Annotated in this window: 19 protein-coding genes; 7 read left to right on the forward strand and 12 right to left on the reverse strand. The window is 60.9% G+C overall.

The window, feature by feature from the left end; genetic code table 11:
- Window positions 1–35: 35 nt before the first annotated feature.
- The 4 genes from GGR20_RS03775 to GGR20_RS03790 all read right to left on the reverse strand — a co-directional run bounded on the left by GGR20_RS03775 (window position 36) and on the right by GGR20_RS03790 (window position 6,122).
- Window positions 36–1,700: an ABC transporter ATP-binding protein gene (locus GGR20_RS03775; protein WP_183309861.1), complete on the reverse strand. Its 1,665-nt coding sequence runs from the start codon at window positions 1,698–1,700 to the stop codon at window positions 36–38.
- Between the two features lie 10 nt (window positions 1,701–1,710).
- Window positions 1,711–2,904 carry an ABC transporter permease gene (locus tag GGR20_RS03780; protein ID WP_183309862.1) on the reverse strand — a complete coding sequence of 398 codons (1,194 nt, stop codon included), beginning with the start codon at window positions 2,902–2,904 and terminating at the stop codon, window positions 1,711–1,713.
- Window positions 2,901–3,911: an ABC transporter permease gene (locus GGR20_RS03785; protein ID WP_183309863.1), complete on the reverse strand. Its 1,011-nt coding sequence runs from the start codon at window positions 3,909–3,911 to the stop codon at window positions 2,901–2,903. The genes GGR20_RS03780 and GGR20_RS03785 overlap by 4 nt, the downstream gene beginning before the upstream one ends.
- A gap of 186 nt (window positions 3,912–4,097) precedes the next feature.
- Complete coding sequence (locus tag GGR20_RS03790; RefSeq protein ID WP_246349433.1) at window positions 4,098–6,122, reverse strand: ABC transporter substrate-binding protein; 2,025 nt, start codon at window positions 6,120–6,122, stop codon at window positions 4,098–4,100.
- Between the two features lie 218 nt (window positions 6,123–6,340).
- Here GGR20_RS03790 and GGR20_RS03795 point away from each other — a divergent pair, with 218 nt between their 5' ends.
- Window positions 6,341–7,261, forward strand: a complete 921-nt coding sequence (locus GGR20_RS03795; protein ID WP_183309864.1) for a helix-turn-helix domain-containing protein — start codon at window positions 6,341–6,343, stop codon at window positions 7,259–7,261.
- 1 nt (window position 7,262) lies between these two features.
- Here GGR20_RS03795 and GGR20_RS03800 read toward each other — a convergent pair whose 3' ends face one another.
- The 4 genes from GGR20_RS03800 to melA all read right to left on the reverse strand — a co-directional run bounded on the left by GGR20_RS03800 (window position 7,263) and on the right by melA (window position 11,078).
- Complete coding sequence (locus GGR20_RS03800; RefSeq protein WP_183309865.1) at window positions 7,263–8,804, reverse strand: tryptophan halogenase family protein; 1,542 nt, start codon at window positions 8,802–8,804, stop codon at window positions 7,263–7,265.
- Between the two features lie 109 nt (window positions 8,805–8,913).
- Window positions 8,914–9,207, reverse strand: coding sequence for a HigA family addiction module antitoxin (locus tag GGR20_RS03805; protein ID WP_183309866.1), 294 nt, complete (start codon window positions 9,205–9,207; stop codon window positions 8,914–8,916).
- Window positions 9,208–9,215: 8 nt separating this feature from the next.
- Window positions 9,216–9,497 carry a type II toxin-antitoxin system RelE/ParE family toxin gene (locus GGR20_RS03810; protein WP_183309867.1) on the reverse strand — a complete coding sequence of 94 codons (282 nt, stop codon included), beginning with the start codon at window positions 9,495–9,497 and terminating at the stop codon, window positions 9,216–9,218.
- Between the two features lie 126 nt (window positions 9,498–9,623).
- A complete protein-coding gene (gene melA / locus GGR20_RS03815) occupies window positions 9,624–11,078 on the reverse strand; it encodes an alpha-glucosidase/alpha-galactosidase (RefSeq protein WP_183309868.1) in 1,455 nt (484 codons plus the stop codon).
- 103 nt (window positions 11,079–11,181) lie between these two features.
- On the opposite strand from melA, the gene GGR20_RS03820 reads away from it, so the two are divergent.
- Complete coding sequence (locus GGR20_RS03820) at window positions 11,182–12,048, forward strand: helix-turn-helix domain-containing protein (protein WP_183309869.1); 867 nt, start codon at window positions 11,182–11,184, stop codon at window positions 12,046–12,048.
- Here the strand turns inward: GGR20_RS03820 and GGR20_RS03825 are convergent.
- The 4 genes from GGR20_RS03825 to GGR20_RS03840 form a co-directional block, all read right to left on the reverse strand.
- Window positions 12,026–12,568 carry a GNAT family N-acetyltransferase gene (locus tag GGR20_RS03825; RefSeq protein WP_183309870.1) on the reverse strand — a complete coding sequence of 181 codons (543 nt, stop codon included), beginning with the start codon at window positions 12,566–12,568 and terminating at the stop codon, window positions 12,026–12,028. The two genes, GGR20_RS03820 and GGR20_RS03825, sit on opposite strands and share 23 nt — an antisense overlap.
- The gene (locus tag GGR20_RS03830) at window positions 12,565–13,665 is read right to left on the reverse strand and encodes a M24 family metallopeptidase (protein ID WP_183309871.1); all 1,101 of its coding nucleotides are present in this window, start codon (window positions 13,663–13,665) and stop codon (window positions 12,565–12,567) included. The genes GGR20_RS03825 and GGR20_RS03830 overlap by 4 nt, the downstream gene beginning before the upstream one ends.
- A 104-nt stretch (window positions 13,666–13,769) precedes the next feature.
- Window positions 13,770–15,356 (reverse strand): ABC transporter substrate-binding protein, encoded by a 1,587-nt coding sequence (locus tag GGR20_RS03835; protein WP_183309872.1) that lies wholly within the window; start codon window positions 15,354–15,356, stop codon window positions 13,770–13,772.
- Entirely contained in the window at window positions 15,353–16,021 is a 669-nt protein-coding gene (locus GGR20_RS03840; protein WP_183309873.1) for a helix-turn-helix domain-containing protein, read from the reverse strand. Before GGR20_RS03840 ends, GGR20_RS03835 begins: the two co-directional genes overlap by 4 nt.
- Before the next feature lie 241 nt (window positions 16,022–16,262).
- Between GGR20_RS03840 and GGR20_RS03845 the strand changes: the two genes are divergently transcribed.
- The 5 genes from GGR20_RS03845 to GGR20_RS03865 all read left to right on the forward strand — a co-directional run bounded on the left by GGR20_RS03845 (window position 16,263) and on the right by GGR20_RS03865 (window position 20,306).
- A complete protein-coding gene (locus tag GGR20_RS03845; RefSeq protein WP_210283074.1) occupies window positions 16,263–17,228 on the forward strand; it encodes an ABC transporter permease in 966 nt (321 codons plus the stop codon).
- Window positions 17,228–18,130 (forward strand): ABC transporter permease, encoded by a 903-nt coding sequence (locus GGR20_RS03850; protein WP_183309874.1) that lies wholly within the window; start codon window positions 17,228–17,230, stop codon window positions 18,128–18,130. The genes GGR20_RS03845 and GGR20_RS03850 overlap by 1 nt, the downstream gene beginning before the upstream one ends.
- A 40-nt stretch (window positions 18,131–18,170) precedes the next feature.
- Entirely contained in the window at window positions 18,171–19,007 is an 837-nt protein-coding gene (locus tag GGR20_RS03855; protein WP_183309875.1) for an ABC transporter ATP-binding protein, read from the forward strand.
- Window positions 19,004–19,738, forward strand: coding sequence for an ABC transporter ATP-binding protein (locus GGR20_RS03860; protein ID WP_183309876.1), 735 nt, complete (start codon window positions 19,004–19,006; stop codon window positions 19,736–19,738). Before GGR20_RS03855 ends, GGR20_RS03860 begins: the two co-directional genes overlap by 4 nt.
- Window positions 19,739–19,802: 64 nt before the next feature.
- Window positions 19,803–20,306 carry a GAF domain-containing protein gene (locus GGR20_RS03865; protein WP_183309877.1) on the forward strand — a complete coding sequence of 168 codons (504 nt, stop codon included), beginning with the start codon at window positions 19,803–19,805 and terminating at the stop codon, window positions 20,304–20,306.
- Window positions 20,307–20,319 lie beyond the last annotated feature (13 nt).

Genomic DNA, 20,319 nt, shown 5'->3' on the forward strand with positions numbered 1-20,319 from the left:
GACGCTGCGTTGAGCGCCCGGACGCTTGGCGAACGCTAAGCCGCAATCTCGAATGCTGCCCGAACGAGCCGTCGGGTGTAGTCGGTTGCGGGGTTGGTCAGCACTTCGCTTACTGGCCCCTGCTCGACGATCTTGCCGTGCTGCATGACCATGACGCGGTGGCATAGCGCCCGCACGACTTTCAGATCGTGGCTGATGAACAGATAGCTCAGGCCCCTCTCGTCCTGCAGCTTGCGCAGTAGGTCAATGATCTGGGCTTGCACGGACAGGTCCAGCGCCGAGGTCGGCTCGTCGAGCAGGATGAATTCGGGCTCGAGCGCAATGGCGCGGGCAATGGCGATGCGCTGCCGCTGACCTCCAGAAAACTCGTGCGGGAAGCGCTGCAGGATATTGTCGGGTAGTCCCGCATCACGCAGCGCCTGCCGGACGCGATCAATGCGGTCGTTCCGGTTCTCACCGATGCCGTTGACCACCAGTCCTTCCTCGATGATCTGGCGGATCGACATGCGTGGATTGAGGCTGGCGAAGGGGTCCTGGAAAACGATCTGCATGCGGCTGCGCAAGGGACGCATAGCCTGACGATTCCGGCCATCTATGCGCTCGCCGTCGAACCAGATCTGACCGCCCTGATTGCCGATCAACCGGATCAGGGCCTGCCCGAAGGTAGTTTTGCCCGACCCACTCTCGCCCACAATGCCCAATGTCTCGTGACGCATGAGCTTGATGTCGAGATTGTCGACGGCTTTCAGATCGAAGAAGTCGGGTTTGAAAAAGCCGCCGCGCTTGAGGGTAAAGGTGACTTTCACCTCCTTGCCCTCCAGCACGGTTTCGTGTTCCCCGTCCGCGAGCGGTAAGGCCGTACCCTTGGGTTCCGAGGCGAGCAGGTGTTTGGTATAGGCGTGCTGCGGGTTGGCAAAGAGCGCCTCGGTCTCGTTGTGCTCCTGCACCCGGCCGTTCTGCATCACATAGACATATTCAGAGAACTGCCGGACGATGGTCAGGTCATGGGTGATCAGGATCACCGCCATGCCGTATTTGTCCTTGAGGTCCTTGATCAGGTTGAGGATCTGGGCCTGGACGGTCACGTCGAGCGCTGTGGTCGGTTCGTCCGCGATCAGCACTTCGGGGCGATTGGCGAGCGCCATGGCGATCATCACGCGCTGGCGCTGGCCACCCGATAGCTGGTGCGGGAACTGATTGAGCCGCGCCCGCGGGTCTGGAATCTGCACCTCTTCGAGCAGTTTTTCGGCCCGGTTCATGGCCTCCTGGCGCGAGACGCGATTGTGCAGGTGGATGATCTCGCAGATCTGCTGGCCGATGGTATAGACCGGGTTGAGCGAGCTCATCGGCTCCTGGAAGATCATGGCGATGTCATTGCCGCGCAGCTTGCGCATTTCGCGGTCGCCCATCTTGACCACGTCCTTGCCGGAAAGCGTGATCTGCGTTTGCGGCAGAATGGTCGCCCGCTTGGTCAGCAGCTTCATCAGCGTGCGGGCCGTAACCGACTTGCCCGAGCCGCTTTCACCCACCAGCGCAATGGTCTCCCCCTTGTGGAGCTGGAAAGAGACGTCGCGCACGGCGTTGACGGTGCCGCCCTCCACCTTGAAGTCGACACCAACATTGCGGGCGTCCAAAATCAGCTCGCGGCCATGCGTGCCCAGATCGTGACGCTCGGACGGAACCAGCTTGTTTTCGGTCATGGCTCTATCCTCAATAGGGGTCGACGGCGTCGCGCAGGCCATCGCCCAGCGCGTTGAAGGCAAAGACGGTAATCAGCACGAAGATCACCGGCGAGAGGATCCAGGGATAGGAGCCGATCACCGAGAAGGTGCCCGTATCCTGCAGCATCAAGCCCCAGGAAATCAGCGGTGGCTTCACCGCAAAGCCCAGGAACCCGAGAAAGCTTTCGAGCAGGACGACCGTTGGAATGGCCAGAGTGACCGCCACAATGATGTGGCTGAGTACGTTGGGCAGGATGTGCCGCGTGATGATGCGGCCGTCCGATGCGCCCACGGCAATCGCGGCCCGCACATATTCGATGCGCGCCAGCGACAAGGTCTTGGAGCGCACCTCGCGGCTCAATTGCGCCCAGCCCAGCACCGCCATGACGAAGATCACGAAGGTGAGGAACACATTGGATGGCGCCGTCACCGGGATCAGCGAGGTGAGAGCCAGATAGAGCGGCAATTGCGGGAAAGCGAGCACGAACTCCACGAAGCGCTGCAGCCAGGCGTCGACAGCGCCGCCGATATAGCCCGAGGTGATGCCGACCAGCGTGCCGACCACGGTCGTCATGGTCACCACTGCAAGCGCGATCATCAGGGAAATGCGCGAACCGACAATACCGCGAGATAGAATATCGCGGCCGAATTTGTCGGTGCCCAGAAGCTGGATCGGGCGGCCATCGGTCGAGCCAAAGAAGTGGATATTGGCCGGAATGAACCAGAACAGGCGATACTCATGGCCTTGCACGAAAAAGCCGGTCGGGGTCGGGTTGTCCTTTACGGCACCGGTGAGCGGTTGAAAGGTAACCGGGTCGAATTCGCCGGTATCGCCGATGGGATAGACCCATGGGATGAGGCTGAAATTACCCTGGGGGTCTTCGAACGCGATCAGGTCCGGCGGCGCGAAGGGCAGATTGGGTTCCTTGGGGTCCATTGGCGCGAAGAAATCGGCAAAGACCGAAACGACGAGCAACATGACCACCAGGACAAGGCCGATCATGCCCATGGTGGAGCGGCGGAAGCGGCGCCAGACCAGGGTTGCATAGGTTTCGTTGCCCGAACCGTGGCGCGACACCGTGGCGGGCACGTCAGCCTCTTCGGCGGGCGTCGTTGCCGGACCGGCACCGACATCGGGCGGGAGCGGGATTGCGGAATGGATATCCTTGTCGGAGCGGGTCATTCGGCATTCCCTCCCAGGCGGACGCGTGGATCGAGGGCGACGAGCAACAGATCGGCAATGATGTTGCCAATGATCAGCGTGGTGGCGAGCACCAGCATGAAAGTGGCGGTGACATAGACATCGCCAACGCCCATGGAGCCGACAATTGCCGGACCAACCGTGGCGAGACCGAAGACGATGGCCACTTCAATTTCACCCGTCAGCATGTAGGGCAGGACGACGCCCTGATAGGCCACCAGCGGGTGCAAGGCGTTGGGCACGGCGTGCTTCATGATGACGGCGCCCTCAGGCAGACCCTTGGCCCGCGCGGTCTCGACATATTGAGAGTTGAGCACGTCGAGCAGATTGGCGCGCATCACACGCATATTGTAGGCGAGCCCGCCAAAGGTGGCGATGAAGATCACCGGCCAGATATGGGCCACAAGGTCGACGAAACGCCCCCAGCCCCAGGGCTGTCCGCCCCAATAGGCGGAGTTGAAACTGCCGATTTCGTTCACCCCCAATCGGAACACCAGGATGTAGAGAATAATGATGGCCAGCAGAAAGCGCGGGATCGTCATGCCCAGGAACGAGATCACGCCAAGCAGCGTATCGGCCCAGGAATACTGGCGGGTGGCGGCAATGATGCCCAGGCCAATGCCCAGGAAGGACGCCAGGATATGGCAGGTCAGCGCCAGCAGGATCGTGGCCGGCAGCCGCTCGGTCACCACCTGCCCGACGGGCTTGTTGTAGTAGAGCGAATGGCCGAAATCGAAGCGGGTGACGATGCCGGTGATCCAGCGGAAATATTGCACGACGAGCGGATCGTTGAGGCCATTGGCTTCGCGATAGGCTTCCGCCTGTATTTCGGCCTGTTCCGCAGGAACGCCGCCCTGGTTCATCAGCATGGAGCGGATATAGTCGCCATAGTCGCCCGGAGGCGCCTGAATGATGGCGAAGGTCACGACGCTGAGCAGAAACAGCAACGGGATCGCGCCGAGGATGCGAATAACGAGAAAACGAAGCATTGAAGGGCCTCTGCGACACTGTTGAACGGGGCTGCCGTTCACCCCAGCCCTCTGCCGTTCAGTGCGAGGGGGCCAATCGTGGTCGTGGCACGATCAAGCCAAGGAAATTGAACCGATACCCGGACACCTGCGGGGTGAGGTGCGGGCGATGCCGGCGGAACCCAGGGTCCCGCCGGCGGCTATGGGTTACATCGGGCCGTCGCTGCCCGGTGCGCCCGGAAGCGTTTCGGGATGCAGTTCGTAGCTGGCCTGCTTGTCCTCGGGCACATAGACCCGCTCGCGGATGATGTTGTCTTCAGCCCAGTTGAACATGAAGATCGGGGCACCAGCCGGGATGTTGGCGAAGCGCTTGTTGATGATCAGCGCACCCGGGTACTGGGTCAGGCCCACCGAATAGACGTTCTCGGTGAAGATCTGCTGATACTGCTTCATCAACTCGGCCCGTTCGGCATTATCGCTGGTGGCGATGAACGCGTTCACGGTGTCGACGAGCTCCTGTTCGAACGGGAGCAGGTCAAGCGTTCCGTCTGTGCCAGCGCGGTGGAACGGATGGGTGCGCGGCCCAGTGGGCGCAAGCGCGGATGTGCCCTGCACAACCGACACCATTTCGGCGCCCTGGCGTTCCACATTCCAGTCGAACTGACCGGCCTGGGCCATGTCGTCACGGGCAGTGCCCTGCTGGAAGTTGGCGATAACGCGCAGGCCAAGCGGCTCCATCATCGCAATCACGCCTTCGGCGAGATTGGTGTCGGTGCCATAGTCGGTATTGGCCAGCAGGGTGATCTCCACATCGGCGCCATTGGCGGTGCCTTCAGGGAAGTTGCGGATGCCATTGCCATCGGTATCCTCAAGCCCCAGACCGTCGAGCAATTCGTTCGCGGCCTCGAGATTGTGCGGATAATAGACGGTGGAATCCTTGTCGTAATAGGTCGTGCCGGCATAAAGGCCGCCCGGATAGATGGCGGTGAACGGACCACGCACCAGCGATTCACCCAGCCGCTGACGATCGACCGCCATGGTCACGGCTTTGCGGAAATCAAGGTCGCGGTTGAGTTCACGCACGGCCTGTTCGCGCGCATCGGGCTCACCCCAGCCATTGCCTGAGAGATTCATTCGCAGGGCATAGCCGATGGTGCGGGCACCGAATTGCAGACGAGCCGGAGCGTCATCCTCAGCGGAGCGACGCAGGGCTTCGACATAGCTTTCGGCCTGTTCAAGGTTGGAGAAGTCGCCCGAACCGGCGACGGCCTGAACGTCACGGTCAGCCCAGGTCGAGAGGCGATAGTGCATCTCGTTGAGATAGGGCAATTGATTGCCGTTCTCATCGACCTTCCAGTAGTACGGATTGCGACGCATGACGATGATATCGTCAGGCCGGTACTCCACCGGCACCCAGGCACCCATCACCGGAATATTGAGATATTCGGGCGGGAACGCGTTTTTGTACTCATCGTAAGTGTTGTCCGAATAGTTCGGATGCTCAGGCTTGAGGATGTGGCTCGGACCCGGACAGAACGTGCCATATGCCATGGCATAGAGGTACTGAGTGGGGAACGCTTCCTGGAAAGTCCATTTGATCGTGTAGGGATCAAGTGCTTCGAGCGTGGTGCCCTGACCGAAGGTTTCCGGCGTGCCACCGTTGAGCGGCGAGACGTTCTGGTCGAGAACATTGTCTTCCCAGTAGAACATCACGTCATCGGCATCGAACGGATCGCCGTCGGACCATTTTGCACCCTCGATCAGGTGCATGGTCAGTTCCTTGCCATCCTCGGACCATTCCCAGCTCTTGGCCAGGTTGGGCATGGGCTCGAGTTCATCGGCCTTGATTGTGAAGAGCGGGCCAGTGCGCGTCAGACACTCGGAAAGCCCGATGTCGATACCGCCCCAGCCCTGGCTTTGACCGCCAATATAGTTCCAGCCTTCGGGCCGGCCGCCGATGACGTGGCGCATGGTGTCGCCATAGACACCGATACCGTCCGGCATATTGGCGGCCTTGTAGACCAAGGGCTCTTTGGGCAGACGCTCGCCGACCGGCGGCAAGGTGCCGGCGTCGACATATTTCGACGTCACCCAGTCGGGCTCGTTATATTCCGGCAAAGCCTTGTATTCGAGGATATCGGACACGCTGACAAAGACCGGCTCACTCTGCGCCGAAAATTCTGGGGGATCGGGCAATTCGCCCGTCAATTCCTGCGCCGGCAGTGCCAACATCGACACGGACAGCAAAAGTCCTGCCCCGCCAAGGGCATAGATATGCTTTCTCAATAGAACCTCCCATCGCATACGGGGCAAAGAGCGGTCTCGCCCGGGCCGGATACTCCTCTTCCGACCCTGCCTCCGTGCATGGGTGAAGCCTAACCCTTGCCACACGCGAAGCAATCCGGAATGATAGTGACTAATTCCGGTTTTCTAAGAACTGCAGGAAAAGTATGACTGTTGTTGAAAGCCCTGGCCGGCCTTTGCGCGCAAGGGAGAAAGCGCCGCGTCCGACGCCGCGGCCGGACCGGAGTTTCTATGCCTCGGGAAAGGCGTTCGGGCGCTTCGGCATCCGCGCTTTTCCTCCCCAGATCATGCCAGAGCCGCATAGCCATGGCCATATCGAGTTCAACTGGCTGACCGAAGGCACGATGGACTATGTGTTCGACGGCGGGCCGCTGTCGGTCGGCGCCAATCGGCTGGTGGCCTTCTGGGCCGGTATTCCGCATCAGACCGTGGGCCTGCACGATGTGGACAATGCACGCCAGCTGAACATCTACCTGCCAATGGACGCTTTTCTGGAGATGCCACAGCTTGGCCGTCTCACCGAGACGCTGATGGGCGGGGGCGTTATTCAGCTCACGCCCGAGTGCATTGGATTGGAAACGCTGGAACGCTGGTATGGCGACTATCGCAGCGGCAATTCCCTGCGCTCCGATCTTGTTCGCGCCGAAATCAGCACCATGTTCCGTCGCGCTGCAATTACAGGCTGGGATACCCTATTGCCGGCGTGGGTGGAGATGTCCGGCGCCCGCAGTCGAACCGCCAGCCCCGTGCGCTATGTTGTGCGCATGGTGCGGCACATTGTTGAAAATATCGCGGACCCGCTCTCGGTTGAAGACATCGCCGATGTCGTGGGGCTCCATCCCAACTACGCCACGAACCTGTTCACCAAGGTCATGCACATTTCAGTGCAGAAATTCGTCACCCGCATGCGGTTGATCCGCGCCCGCAGCCTGTTGTTCGACAGCAATCTGGCGATCGCCAATATCGCCTTTCAAGCTGGGTTTTCCAGCCAGACCCAATTCTACGAACATTTCCGCAAGGCTTACGGCATGACCCCCAGCCAGATGCGGGAAAACAAGATCGCCTGACCTAACCCATCTCCTGAACGATGCGCAGAAACTCGGCGTGGCCGAGAGCCAGTTGAGCTGCGCCGCGATACTCGCGCACCAGGCTCTCATAGGTCTGCTGCGCGAAGCGCCGCAGCTTCGGATCTGCTTCCATCTCCCGGCGCGCCAGCGATTGGTCGAGCAGGCCGAGACCGTCCAGCACCGGATAATGCAACTGGGTTTCGATATGTGGCAGCCCGCCGAGATAATTGGGAAAATGCTCGGTCCGCGGCATCTGCTGTTGCCAGCGGGCGAGGCGCTCCTTGGTTTCCGGGTGTAGGCGGTTGGCCCGCACTTCGCGCCAGAACGGGGTATCGTCGCGCTCTGTCACGTAGTGGGTGTTCACGAACGTCCGGAAGTCATCGACCTGGCGCCCGACCCGGACATTGTAATCGTCTCGCGCCTTCTGCTCGATCCGTTCCGGGCGATCCATATAGCGCTGCGCGAACAGCATCATCTGCACGATGGTGCCGTGGATCGAGGTGGATTCGAGCGGCTCGAGAAAGCTCGAGCTGAGTCCCACGGCAAGGCAATTGCCGATCCACGCCTTTTCCAGCCGTCCGATCTGGAAGCGTATATCTCCGCGCACTTCGATCTCGTGACCGAGCGCGACTTCGACTTCGGCCTTGGCCTGCTCAGGCGTGGAGAATTCATCGGAATAGACATAGCCGCAGCCGAACCGGGTGCGCGTGGGTATCTGCCACATCCAGCCGGACCCCTGCGCCCAGGCGCGCGTAAAGGGTGGCAGCTCCTCCCCTTCCCTGACGTCGATCCAGAACGGCAGCGCCCGATTGACCGGCAGTTCATGGGCATAGGATATCCAGGGGGCCTGCAGTTCCTTGACGATGAGCTGCTTGCGGAAACCCGTGGCGTCGATGAAGAAATCACCTTCGAGCCGCTGGTTATCCGCCAGCACGAGCGCCGTGATGTCGCCCGTCTCCGGATGACGCTCGACGCCCTCAACCAGCGCGTCGACCTTCTCGACGCCCTTGGACTTGATGGCGAAGAACTTGCCGACCAGCGCCTGATCGAAATGATAGGCATGGTGAAATGGGCCGAGTGGGATCAGGCTGCCATCAGGCTTGCGGGCAAAGGGCGCTTTCCACTGCTCCAGCAGGGGCTGGAACATATGCATGTCCTGCACCGGGCGACCCGCCGCAACGGCATAGACATTAAGATAGTCGCTTGGCGCGCCGGCGGGCGGCTGCACCACCTGGTGCGGATCATCGATCGGGCCGTAATAGGTATAACCCTTGCGCCGCCAGTCCTCGTGACGAATGCCCAGCTTGAAGCTGGCATCTGTCTTGCGCATGAACTCGAGTTCGTCGATGCCAAAATGCCTGAGCAGCACGCGAAACGCGGCCGTAGTCGCTTCGCCAACGCCGACCGTGGGAATCTTGCTGCTCTCAACCACCGAGAGGCGAATATTCAGCCCCCGCCGCCGCGCCTCATCCTGAATGATGAAGGCAGCAATCCATCCGGCCGTTCCGCCGCCGACGATGACGTAGTGGGACGGTTTGTCCATGCCCTGTCCTCCCTTGGGTTAGGCTATGAACGGGTCTCGCCGCCGACAACAACAAAGCTGGGTGTAGCGACAGACATCTTAGAAAGCCGGATATGTTGACCCGGAACTCCTAGGCCGCGTGCGGTGTGACCTGTTCGGCGATCCGTGCGCCCACGCGATCCTTGGCGACCTCAAGATCATAGGTCGCCTGCATCCCCATCCAGAACTCCGGACTTGTTCCGAAAAACCGGGACAGGCGCAATGCTGTGTCCGGCGACACTGCGCGCTTTCCGTGCACAATTTCACCGATCCGGACCTGCGTCACCCCCAGCCCTTTGGCCAGAGCATATTGCGTTAGCCCCATTGGCTTGAGAAAATCCTCCAGCAATACTTCGCCCGGATGGATTGGAGCAAAGTCAGCCATAGCGCACCTCAATGGTAGTCCACTAATTCAACCTCAAACGCGTTCCCGTCACGCCAAACAAAGCACAACCGCCACTGGTCGTTAATTCGGACGGAATGTTGTCCTGCACGTTTGCCAAGGAGCAGTTCCAGCCGGTTACCCGGAGGAACACGCAAATCGTCCAGCGACTTGGCGCTATTGATCTGCATCAGCTTACGGTTCGCAAGTTTCAGTATGTCATTCGGCACACCTTTTCGAAATCGGCGTTCCCACGCCGACTGCGCAGCAGCATTGCCAAACGACATGATCATGCACCAATAGTATCGCCATGCGGATGCAACCGCAAGACGATAGTATCGTTACCAACGTGCAAGCATGCAAAAAAGGTCCCCGGTGAACCGGGGACCTTCGAGGCGCCGGGAGGAGCGCCGGAGGACCTAGTGATGCGCACCACTCATTTCGCGCAATTCTTCTACAGAGCGCACACGCTTGCGCGCGGCGCCGTCCCAGTCGCGGGTCTTCACCGTCGACTTGGCAATGCGTTCCTTGGCGGCGGGCACAGCGTCGGCGTATTGGGGCAGCCATTGCGCCTGCGCGACCACCATTTCGTCGACCATCGCCCAGACCTCGTCGGGGGTGCAGATGGCGCCGACCAGCGGATCGTGCAGCACGGCGAGTTTCAGCGTATCGATATTGCCGGTCATGGCTGCTTCAACCGAAAGGCGCTGCACCGAAACCGAAACCGAGCAGGTCGCCGCGCAAGCAGTGGGCAGTGTGATGCCCCCGATCATGTTGATGCCGAAACGGTCGACATAGCCGGGGCTTTCGATGATGGCGTCATCGGGCAAATTGGTGATGATGCCGTTGTTGCGGCGGTTGAAATGACCACGATACGGCCGGCCGGTTTCAATCGCCTCAATGATGTAGCTGGCGTGTTCGCTGGTGCGCTTGTGCTGGGACAGCGGCTTGTTGGCCTGCTCCTTGAACATGGGGAAGTCGGTTTCGAACCAGTTCCGGCGTTCCGTCGAATAGCGCAGATAGCCGCCGGTTTCGCCGTGAATCCAGTCGCTCATGTCGATCCAGCGGCCGATTTCCTCGGGGCGCTTGCGATACCAGGGCAGGTATTCGCTGAGGTGGCCATTGGACTCCGTGGAATAGACACCGAAGCGCTTGAGCACGTCGATGCGCACTTTTTCCTGCTTGGAGTAAACCGGATGCTTCTCGAAGGCAGCGATCAGCTCGTCGCTCTCGATCTTCCGGCCCTTGGCGCGGATGTCGATATACCAGGTCTGGTGATTGATGCCCGAGCAGACATAGTCCAGTTCGCCATCGTCGACGCCCAGCACCTGCGCGATCTGGTGCGCACCGTGTTGCACGCCATGACACAGGCCAACAACATTAACCCCGCCATACATCTCGGCAGCCCAGGTGTTCATGGCCATTGGGTTGGCATAGTTGAGGAACAGTGCGCCGGGTTCAGCGACCTCGCGGATATCCTTGCAGAAATCCAGGATCACCGGGATATTGCGCTGGCCGTAGAGAATGCCGCCGGCACAGATAGTGTCGCCGACGCATTGATCGACGCCGTATTTGAGCGGGATGGAGATGTCGGTCGAGAAGGCGTCCAGACCGCCGACCCGTACGCAGCTCATGATGTAGCGCGCGCCTGAGATTGCCTCACGCCGGTCCGTGGTGGCCGTTACTTTGGCCGGCAGCTTGTTCACCGACACAATGGTCTCGATGATCTGTTTGACCATGTCGAGATTGTGCGGATTGATATCGGTCAGGGCGAATTCGCAATCGACGAATTCGGGCACCTTGAGCAGGTCCGAGATCAGGGTTTTGGTAAAGCCGACCGACCCAGCGCCGATCACGGTGACCTTGAATGACATTTTTCCTCCCTGTGCGCCTCTGAGCGCTAACAGTCTGTGAGCAATAACTAGCCCCAGGCGCTTGTTCGGTGTAGAGAAAGCTTGTGCGAACCTGGGTAATTTTGTGCTCACCTCTCTGCTCGAACATGGCTTCGACATTCGGCATCTCACCGTGCCGCGCAGCGTTGCCCCGCTCCATTGCATGGCGGTCAGCGCGGGCTATGAACAGCGCCGCAACGAAGTGTATTCCTGGGACGGCATGAAGCGCGGCACCGCGCCATTCCTGGTTATTCAGCACACGACCCATGGCGAAGGACGGCTCGATTATGCAGGGGTGCCGTATCGGCTGACACCGGGCAAGACCATGCTGGTGACCATGCCGCATGCGCATCGCTACTATCTCGAACGCGGCGGGCACTGGGAGTATTTCTGGCTGCTGCTCAATGGCCGGGAGGCGCTGCGTCTGGCGCGCGAAACCCTCGACAGTGCCGGACCCGTTGTGTCGCTGGACGCGGGACAAATCGACCGGCTGGCCGCCACGGCGCTGGACACCATGACGCTATCCGAACCATCTCCCGGACAGGTTTCCGTGCATGGCTATGCGGCGATGGCCACGCTGCATGACGGCGTGTTCGGCGCCCGCCTGCCGAGCGAAACCGCCCTCCCCCCGGCGATGGCGCGGGTCACGGCCTTTGTCGACGACAACCTGACTGCATCATTGCAGGTCGAACGCCTTGCCGAGATTGCCGAAATGAGCCGCGCGCATTTCGTGCGCCGGTTCACCGCCACTGTGGGGCAATCGCCCTCGGAATTCGTGCTCGAGCGGCGTCTGGCCCGGGCTGAGCGATTGTTGCTGGCGACCGAAATGGGTGTTGGCGAGATTGCCCGCCTAACCGGCTTTGCGGACGGAAACTACTTTGCCAAGGTGATCCGAAAGAAGAGAGGCGCGTCACCACTCGAATACCGCGCTACCCGGTTTGAGGCCGGCTAGGGGCACGATCAAGCCGCATGAGGGTTTGGCCATGATAGATAACGGTTCCAGCGTCCTTGAACCCCACCTTGTTCGACAAGCGGAGGGACGCAGAATTGCCTGGGTCGATGATGCAGCAGACTTGCCCATTGCCGGTCGTGTCAGCCCAGTCGAGCACGGCCGCCAGGGCCTCGTTGGCCAAGCCCCGGCCATGGACATCGGGGTGGAAAGCCCAACCCGCCTCCGGCGTCTGGCCGAGGGCGGGGCTGCAGTCGCGGCAAAAGTCAGCCAGTCCCACATCCCCGATCATGCGGCCGCTGCGGCGATCGACAACGGCGAAGTAGCCATAGCCGAGCATTTGCCAGAGGCCGCCATAGCGCAGGATGCGCCACCATACCTGCTCCCTGGTTGAGGTGCGACCGCCGGTGAAGCGCGCAACGTCCGGATGCGCCCAGATCGCGTGGCAATCGGTCAGATCGTCACCGACATGGGCGCGCAACACCAGACGATCAGTGCGCAACTCCGGAACGGTCGCCGTCATCCCGCAACAGCCGCCACGCGGGGCATTTCCGAGAAGATTTCGGCCTTGCCATCGCGGATCATGACGATCTCCTCGAGCCGCAGACCGAAGCGGCCTTGCAGGTAAATGCCCGGCTCGATGGAGAAGACCATGCCTTCATCCAGGACAGTTTCACTGGTGCCCGTGATATAGGGTGCTTCATGCACGTCGATGCCCAGGCCGTGACCAGTGCGGTGCAGGAAATTAGCGCCGTAGCCGGCATTGGAGATGACGTCGCGCGCCGCCTTGTCGACATCACTGGCCTTCGCACCCGGCACCGCCGCTGCCAATGCCGCCTCGACCGCCCGATCGACAATGGCATGAACCTCTGCAAAGCCCTCAGGCGCAGAGCCACAATAACCCACCCGGGTCATGTCCGAAGGGTACCCATTCAGCCGGCAGCCGCTATCGATCAGCACCGCATCCCCGGGTTTGAGCTGGGTCGAACCGGTGTGGTGGTGCGGAAAGGCGCCATTGGGCCCGAAACAGACCGAACAAAACACGGTCTCGGCGCCATTGGCGAGGTAGAAGTCATCAATCAGTCCGGCGACTTCGAGTTCGGTCATGCCGGGCTTGAGCGCGGCGAAGGCGGCCTCGACCGCCCGGTCATTGAGCAGATGCGCCGCCTTGATGGCCCGGTACTCCGCCTCATCCTTGCGCGAGCGCAAATAGCCGACGGTATCTTGTGTAAAGCTGCGCGTTGCTCCTGGCAGGGCGTCGAGCAGCAGCAGAGCAAAATCGGCGCGCATGGTCTCATCGATGACGATCGAGGGCGCGGTGCGGTCGATTCCGGTTGCGCCAAGCAGCTTTTCCAAAGCCGCACCCGGACCATCGGCATCGGCCCAGGGGAAAAACGGCAAGTCCGTGTGCTGGCGTGACGAATCCACGTTCAGCGCGGGCATGAGGAAACCAGCGAAGCTTTGACTGACCATCAGCATGACCGGGCGCTCATCGCCATGCGGCGAGAGGTCGGCGAGGTAACGCATGTGGCTGGAGGGACCGATGACCACCAGATCGGTGCCGGTCTCTGTCATGCGGGCGCGCAGTTTCTCCATGCGCGTGGCAAGGGTGGCATTCATGGCAAATGTCCTGTGAGCGGGAGTGGCGGAGCCAGGCGGGAGGAAATGCCCGGCTCCGCGTCCGGCGGCCCGATGGACAGGGCCGCCGAATGGGTAGGGACCAATCAGTCCTTGGTCACGAGGCGGTAGTAGACGAAGTCCGAGTTGGACCCGTTCACATACCCATCGACATTTTCGCCCATGGCGATCTGCAACTGGGCCTGGAACATGATGACGATCGGGCTGTCGGCCTGAACTTTCTTCTGCAACTCGACATACATTTCGTTGCGCTTGGACTGGTCGGACTCGGCCAGCGCAGCGCGCACTTTCTCGTTCATTTCTTCCGGCACAGCCCAGGCGTTCCGCCAGGTGGTGGTCGCCGTGTAATTGTCGTCCGAATTATCGGAATTGTAGGCGAACGCCTTGGCGTTGGAGTGCGGGTCCATGAAGTCCGGACCCCAATAGAGCAGCATGGCCTCGTGGGTACGGTCACGGTACTTCGTGATCACCTGGGCGCCGGTGCCAGGCAGAATATCAAAGTTGATACCGGCTTCGGCAAAACCAGCCTGCAGCGACTGGGCCATATCGGTGAATGGCGCCGAATTGATCACGTCGAGCGTGACATTAATCGGGGTTTCCACGCCAGCATCGGCCAGGATCTGCTTGGCTTTTTCAACGTCGTAGCCGTACGGGGTTTCGTCATAGGAGCCGGGGAAGCCCTTGGGCCAGAAGGCCTGGTGCTTTTCCATCTGACCCTTGAGGAAGCTCTCGGTCATGCCGTCATAATTGACGAGGTAGCGCGCGGCCTCCCACAAGGCGGGATCGGTCAGGCTCTCGGTCTTCTGGTTGAAGGAGAGAAAGTGCACGGCGGCCTGCGGGAAGGCTTCAACCTTTACCTGGTCACCCAGACTAGCGATCTGGTCCGGGGTCAGGTTCTTGGCCATATCGACGTCACCGGAGGTCAGCAGAAGCTGCTGGGTAGCTGCTTCAGCGACATGACGAATGAGAACCTGCTTCATGGCCGGTGCGCCATCGAAATAGTTCTCATTTGCGGTCATGCGAACCAGTTCGGCCGGACGATAATCGGTCAGCACGAAGGGGCCCGAACCGGCTGAATTGGTGTTGAGCCAGGCGTTGCCCCAGTCATCACCTTCAACGTGTTCGCTGACCAGCACTTCATCGACGATGGAGGCGGGACGCGAGGCCAGCACGTTGAGCACAAAGGCAGAAGCGAAATCGCCATCCCACTTGATGGTAACGGTGTTGCCATCAACGGTGACCATCTCGTCGACGTTTTCCGGGGTCCAGCCGAGCTGGGTCAGGATGAAGGCCGGGGTCAGGTTCAGCGTGACGACGCGTTTGAACGAGTAGAGCACGTCTTCGGGGCGAACCGGATTGCCCGAGGCGAAGGTGGCACCCTCGCGCATGGTGAAGGTGATGGTCTTGGCCGCTTCATCAGCGATCCACTCGCTGGCCAGTCCGGGTGCCAGAGTGGTGGTGTCCTCGGCCGCATACTGAACCAAGTGATCATAAAGGTTGGCATTGATCTCGCCGGCCGAGAATTCATAGGCCTGAGCGGGGTCCAGCGCGACAATATCGTCGATGTTCTGGGCGATCACCAGCGCGTCGGCCGGTGTTGCGGCATAAACGGCGCCTGCTGCCAGCGGCAGGGCAAGCGCGGATGCCATAAGGGCTGCGCGGAAGAGCTTCATGTGCGTTTCTCCTTGGGATTGGGTTTCTTGCGGACCGGCTTATTGGCGCCGGCTTTGGGTTTCGCCAGGACAGGACGCGGGCGCGCCGTGGAGCGAAAGAGTGCCAGCGTGCCGGTCCAGAGCAGACGGGCAGGCTGGTCGGTGTGATTGGACCAGGAATGCGGGCGATTGCCGCGGAAATGCAGGCTGTCTCCCGCACTCATCACCATTTCCTCGCCATCGAGGCGCTGGGTGATGGACCCTTCGAGCACGTAGAGGATTTCCTCGCCCTCATGCGCCACGGTTTCGGACTGGTAGCCCGGCGGCACGACCATCAGGAAGCTCGAGAGCTGGTTGCCTGGAAAGTCGGCCCCGAGGCGCTCATAGATAATCGAGGAGCCATCGAGCGAGAAGCGGTTGCGCTCCCCTGCCCGCGTCAGGGCATCATGCGTCGCCGGCGAGGAGACGAAATAGTCGATAGAGACACCGAGCGCCCTGGCGATCTGCGCGAGCGTTCCCAGAGAGGGCGTGGCGTGATCCCGCTCGACCTGACTGAGATAGCCCACCGAGACGTTGGCGGCCTCGCCCAGGGCCATCAGCGTCATGTGCTGCTGACGGCGGCGCGCACGGATCAGCGCTCCCACTTTGGGGTGCCCCTCCTCTGCCTTCGCCACTGCCTCAGCCATAGCTCACTCCACTAAAATTTTTTTGATATAAGCAAAGTTTCTTGTATGGTGAAAGCGAAATGTGAAGCTTTTGCGATCTGCTGGCACATCGGGCCGGTGGCCATAAGAGCTTGTTTCGCCGAAAGGATTTCAAGTGGCGATTGACCAGCAGAGCGCATCGCCGGAGCCGGCACCGGGTTATGCAGGCAAACGCCTTGTTCGTGGCTTTTCCACAACAGGCGGCTTCGTCGTCACGCTCTTTCTGACCTTTCTGGGCCTACTGGCCATTACGTTCTTTATTGGTCGTGTCATACCTATCGATCCGGTGCTGGCCGTGGTGGGCGATCGCGCGACGCAGGAACAATATGACGTCGCCAAGATCGCCATGGGGCTCGACCGGCCACTCTGGATGCAGTTCATCGCCTATGTGGGCAATGTGTTCACGGGCGATCTGGGCATGTCGGTCTCCACCGGCCGCCCGGTTATCGAGGATCTCTCGCGTTTCTTCCCGGCTACCTTCGAAATGGCCACGCTGGGCATCCTCATCGGCTGCGCCCTTGGCATCCCCCTGGGCGTCACCGCCGCCGCCCGGCAGGGCTCATGGCTGGATCAGGCGATTCGCGTGGTTGGTCTGCTCGGCTATTCCGTCCCGGCCTTCTGGCTGGGCCTCGTCGGACTGGCCCTGTTCTATGCGCGCCTGCGCTGGGTCGGCGGCCCCGGACGGCTCGACATCTTCTATGACGGGCTTGTCGAGCCCGTGACCGGCATGATCCTGGTCGACAGCCTGCTTCGCGGCGAGATCGATATTTTCTGGAACGCGGTGAGCCACATCATCCTGCCCGCCGCCGTGCTGGGCTTTTTCAGTCTCGCTTACATCGCTCGCATGACGCGCAGTTTCATGCTCGACCAACTGAGCCAGGAATTTGTCACCACGGCCCGGGTCAAGGGCGTGCCGGAGCGGGTCGTGATCTGGCGCCATGCCTTCAACCCGATCCGTGTGCCGTTGATTACCGTCATCGGGCTCTCCTATGCAGGCCTCTTGGAAGGGTCGGTGATGATCGAGACCGTGTTTTCCTGGCCGGGCATCGGCAATTACCTGACAACCGCCCTGCTCAACGCGGACATGAATGCGGTGCTCGGCGCAACGCTGGTGATCGGCGCCGTCTTCATCGTCATCAACAAGATCTCGGACGTGCTCTATCGCGTCCTTGACCCGAGGGCCCGCTGATGAGCACCCGCGACTGGCTTCTCGCCGATTCCCCCACATCCCGCCCGCAGGCCAATGTGGGTCGCGCCTATCGCGTATTTACCGCGCTGATGCGCAATCCGCTTTCGGTGCTGGGCGGCGTCATCATTCTCGTGCTGCTGTTGACGGCAGCTTTCGCGCCCTGGATCGCCCCCTATTCCGCGGTCGGACAGGATCTGGCCAACCGGCTGATGCCTCCTTCGGCAGCGCATTGGATGGGCACGGACGAGTTGGGACGAGACATCTTCTCCCGCGTGGTGTGGGGATCGCAGATCACGCTGACCATCGTGTTGCTGGTTGCGCTGATCTCGGCACCGCTGGGTTTGCTGATCGGCGCCATTGCCGGCTATTTCGGTGGCTGGGTAGATCGCTTTTTGATGGGCTTTACCGATATTTTCCTGTCGCTTCCCAAGCTGATCCTGGCGCTGGCCTTCGTGGCCGCGCTTGGCCCTGGCATCAACAATGCGATCATTGCCATCGCCATCACCTCCTGGCCGGCTTATGCGCGTATCGCCCGGGCCGAAACGCTGACCATCCGCAATGCCGAATATATCCAGGCGGTGCAGCTTGCTGGTGGCGGCCCGGTCCGCCTCATCGTGCAGCACATATTGCCGTTGTGTACCTCCTCGATGATCATCCGCGTCACCCTGGACATGGCCGGAGTGATCCTGACTGCGGCTGGCCTGGGCTTCCTCGGCCTGGGCGCCCAACCGCCGCTGCCCGAATGGGGTGCCATGATCAGCCGAGGCCGCACCTTCATTCTCGATCAGTGGTGGGTCGCCACCATGCCAGGCTTTGCCATCATCATCGTGTCGCTGGGCTTCTGCTTCCTGGGGGACGGACTGCGCGACGTGCTTGATCCCAAGAGCGAGGGCAAGAATTGACCGAGCTGAAGATGCAAAAGACCAGCGAGGGACAGAGCTGATGACATCTCCCCTCCTCAGCGTGGAGAACCTGCGCGTGAGCTTTCCCACGCACACAGGGCGCGTTGAAGTGGTGAAGGGGCTGACCTTCACCCTTGGACGCGAGCGCCTTGGCATTGTGGGCGAGAGTGGATCGGGCAAGTCGATGACCGGCCGCTCCATTCTCAAGCTCATTCGCAAGCCGGGCCAGGTAACTGCCGACAGGCTCGAATTCGACGGCATCGACATACTGAGCCAGAGCGAAAAGCAGATGCGCGCCATTCGCGGCGCCCGCATTTCCATGGTCATGCAGGATCCCAAATTCTCGCTCAACCCGGTGATGACCGTGGGCGAGCAGATTGCCGAAGCGCTGGTCACGCATCAGAAGCTGCCGCGCCGCGATGTGCAAGCGCGCATTATCGAGATGCTGCATGCGGTGCGCATCAACGATCCTGAACGGGTCGCAAAACTCTACCCGCATGAAGTCTCGGGCGGCATGGGCCAGCGCATCATGATCGCCATGATGCTGATCCCCGAGCCTGAATTGCTGATTGCCGACGAACCGACCTCGGCGCTCGATGTCTCGGTGCAGGCACAGGTGCTCGACATTATCGATGAGTTGGTGCGCAACAAGGGCATGGGACTGATCCTGATCAGCCATGATCTAAACCTGGTCAGCCGCTATTGCGACCGTATCCTGGTAATGAATGCGGGCCAGGTGGTTGAAGAATGTGCGGCCGGTCAGCTCGAAAACGCGCAGCACCCCTACACAAAAGGCCTGCTGGCCGCCATGCCGGTGATCAACGAAACCCGCGACGAACTTCCCGTGCTCGACCGCACGCAATGGGCCGGCACATGAATGCAATAGACCTTACCAATCTCGATATTGCCTATGGCGACACCAAGGTCGTCTTCGATGTGAACCTCTCAATCCCCGAGGGCGAAAGCTTCGCTCTGGTTGGCGAGAGTGGCTCGGGCAAGTCCACCATATTGCGCGCCATCGCCGGGCTGGCCCCTGGCTGGACGGGCGACATATCCGTCATGGGCGAGGCCCGGAGCCATCACGTCGATCGCAATGTGTCGCGAAAAGTGCAGATGGTGTTCCAGGACCCCTATGGCTCGCTGCACCCGCGCAAGACCATCGACGCGGCCCTCTCCGAACCGCTGGCCATTCATGGCATTGGCAATCGGGGCGAGCGTGTGGAAGCCATGCTGACGGCGGTGGGGCTCGACCAACGTTTCCGCTTCCGCTTCCCGCATCAGCTCTCAGGCGGGCAGCGCCAGCGCGTGGCCATCGCCCGTGCCCTGATGCTCGAACCCAAGGTCATGCTGCTGGACGAGCCGACCTCGGCGCTGGACGTCTCAGTGCAGGCGGAAATTCTCAACCTGCTCAAAAGGCTCCGGCGCGAACAGGGACTAACCTTCCTTCTGGTCACGCACAATCTGCCGGTTGTCAGTTTTCTCTGTGATCGCCTGGCGGTCATGCGCCATGGTCGCATCGTCGAAATTGCCGATGTGACCCAGCTCAAATCCGGCGACCTCAAGGAGCCCTATTCCCGCGAACTGCTCGCCGCAACCGCGGGCGAGTGAGGTTGGGGTGCCTCTCGGGCAACCCACAACGGAACATCTTTTGGTATTTTCAGGACGACCACATATGACCACCATCGAAGCCCTCGCGACCTTCGACACCACCATCGCTGTGGCGCAAACTGCCGAGGCCGCCTACAAGGCTCTGCAGGATCTGGCCCAGGCAACCGTGGGCGCCAAGCTCTTCACTATCATGACGGTCGACATGGCCGCCGATGTTGCCCGCCGCGCCTATACCAGCGACCCGGTGAACTATCCGGCCTCGGGCACCAAGCCGATCAATTACGGCCCCTGGTTCGACGTGGTGCACAAACAGCGCGAGTATTTCGTGGCCAACACCATCGAGGATATCGCGCAGGTGTTTTTCGACTACGAGTTGATCAACAAGCTGGGCTGCCAGTCGGTCATCAACATGCCCATCATCATCGGCGACGAGTTGGTGGCCACCATGAACATTCTCGATGTCGCGGGCTATTACACGCCGGAGCGCGTGCAAGTGGTGCGCGAATTGTTGTCCGTCCCGGCCAAGCTGGCCGTGCTCGTGGCGCAGACGTGGGAGACAGGCGCATGACCCTGAATGGCCA

This window comes from Devosia subaequoris (assembly GCF_014197055.1).
In the GTDB taxonomy this organism is placed as follows: Bacteria; Pseudomonadota; Alphaproteobacteria; order Rhizobiales; family Devosiaceae; genus Devosia; species Devosia subaequoris.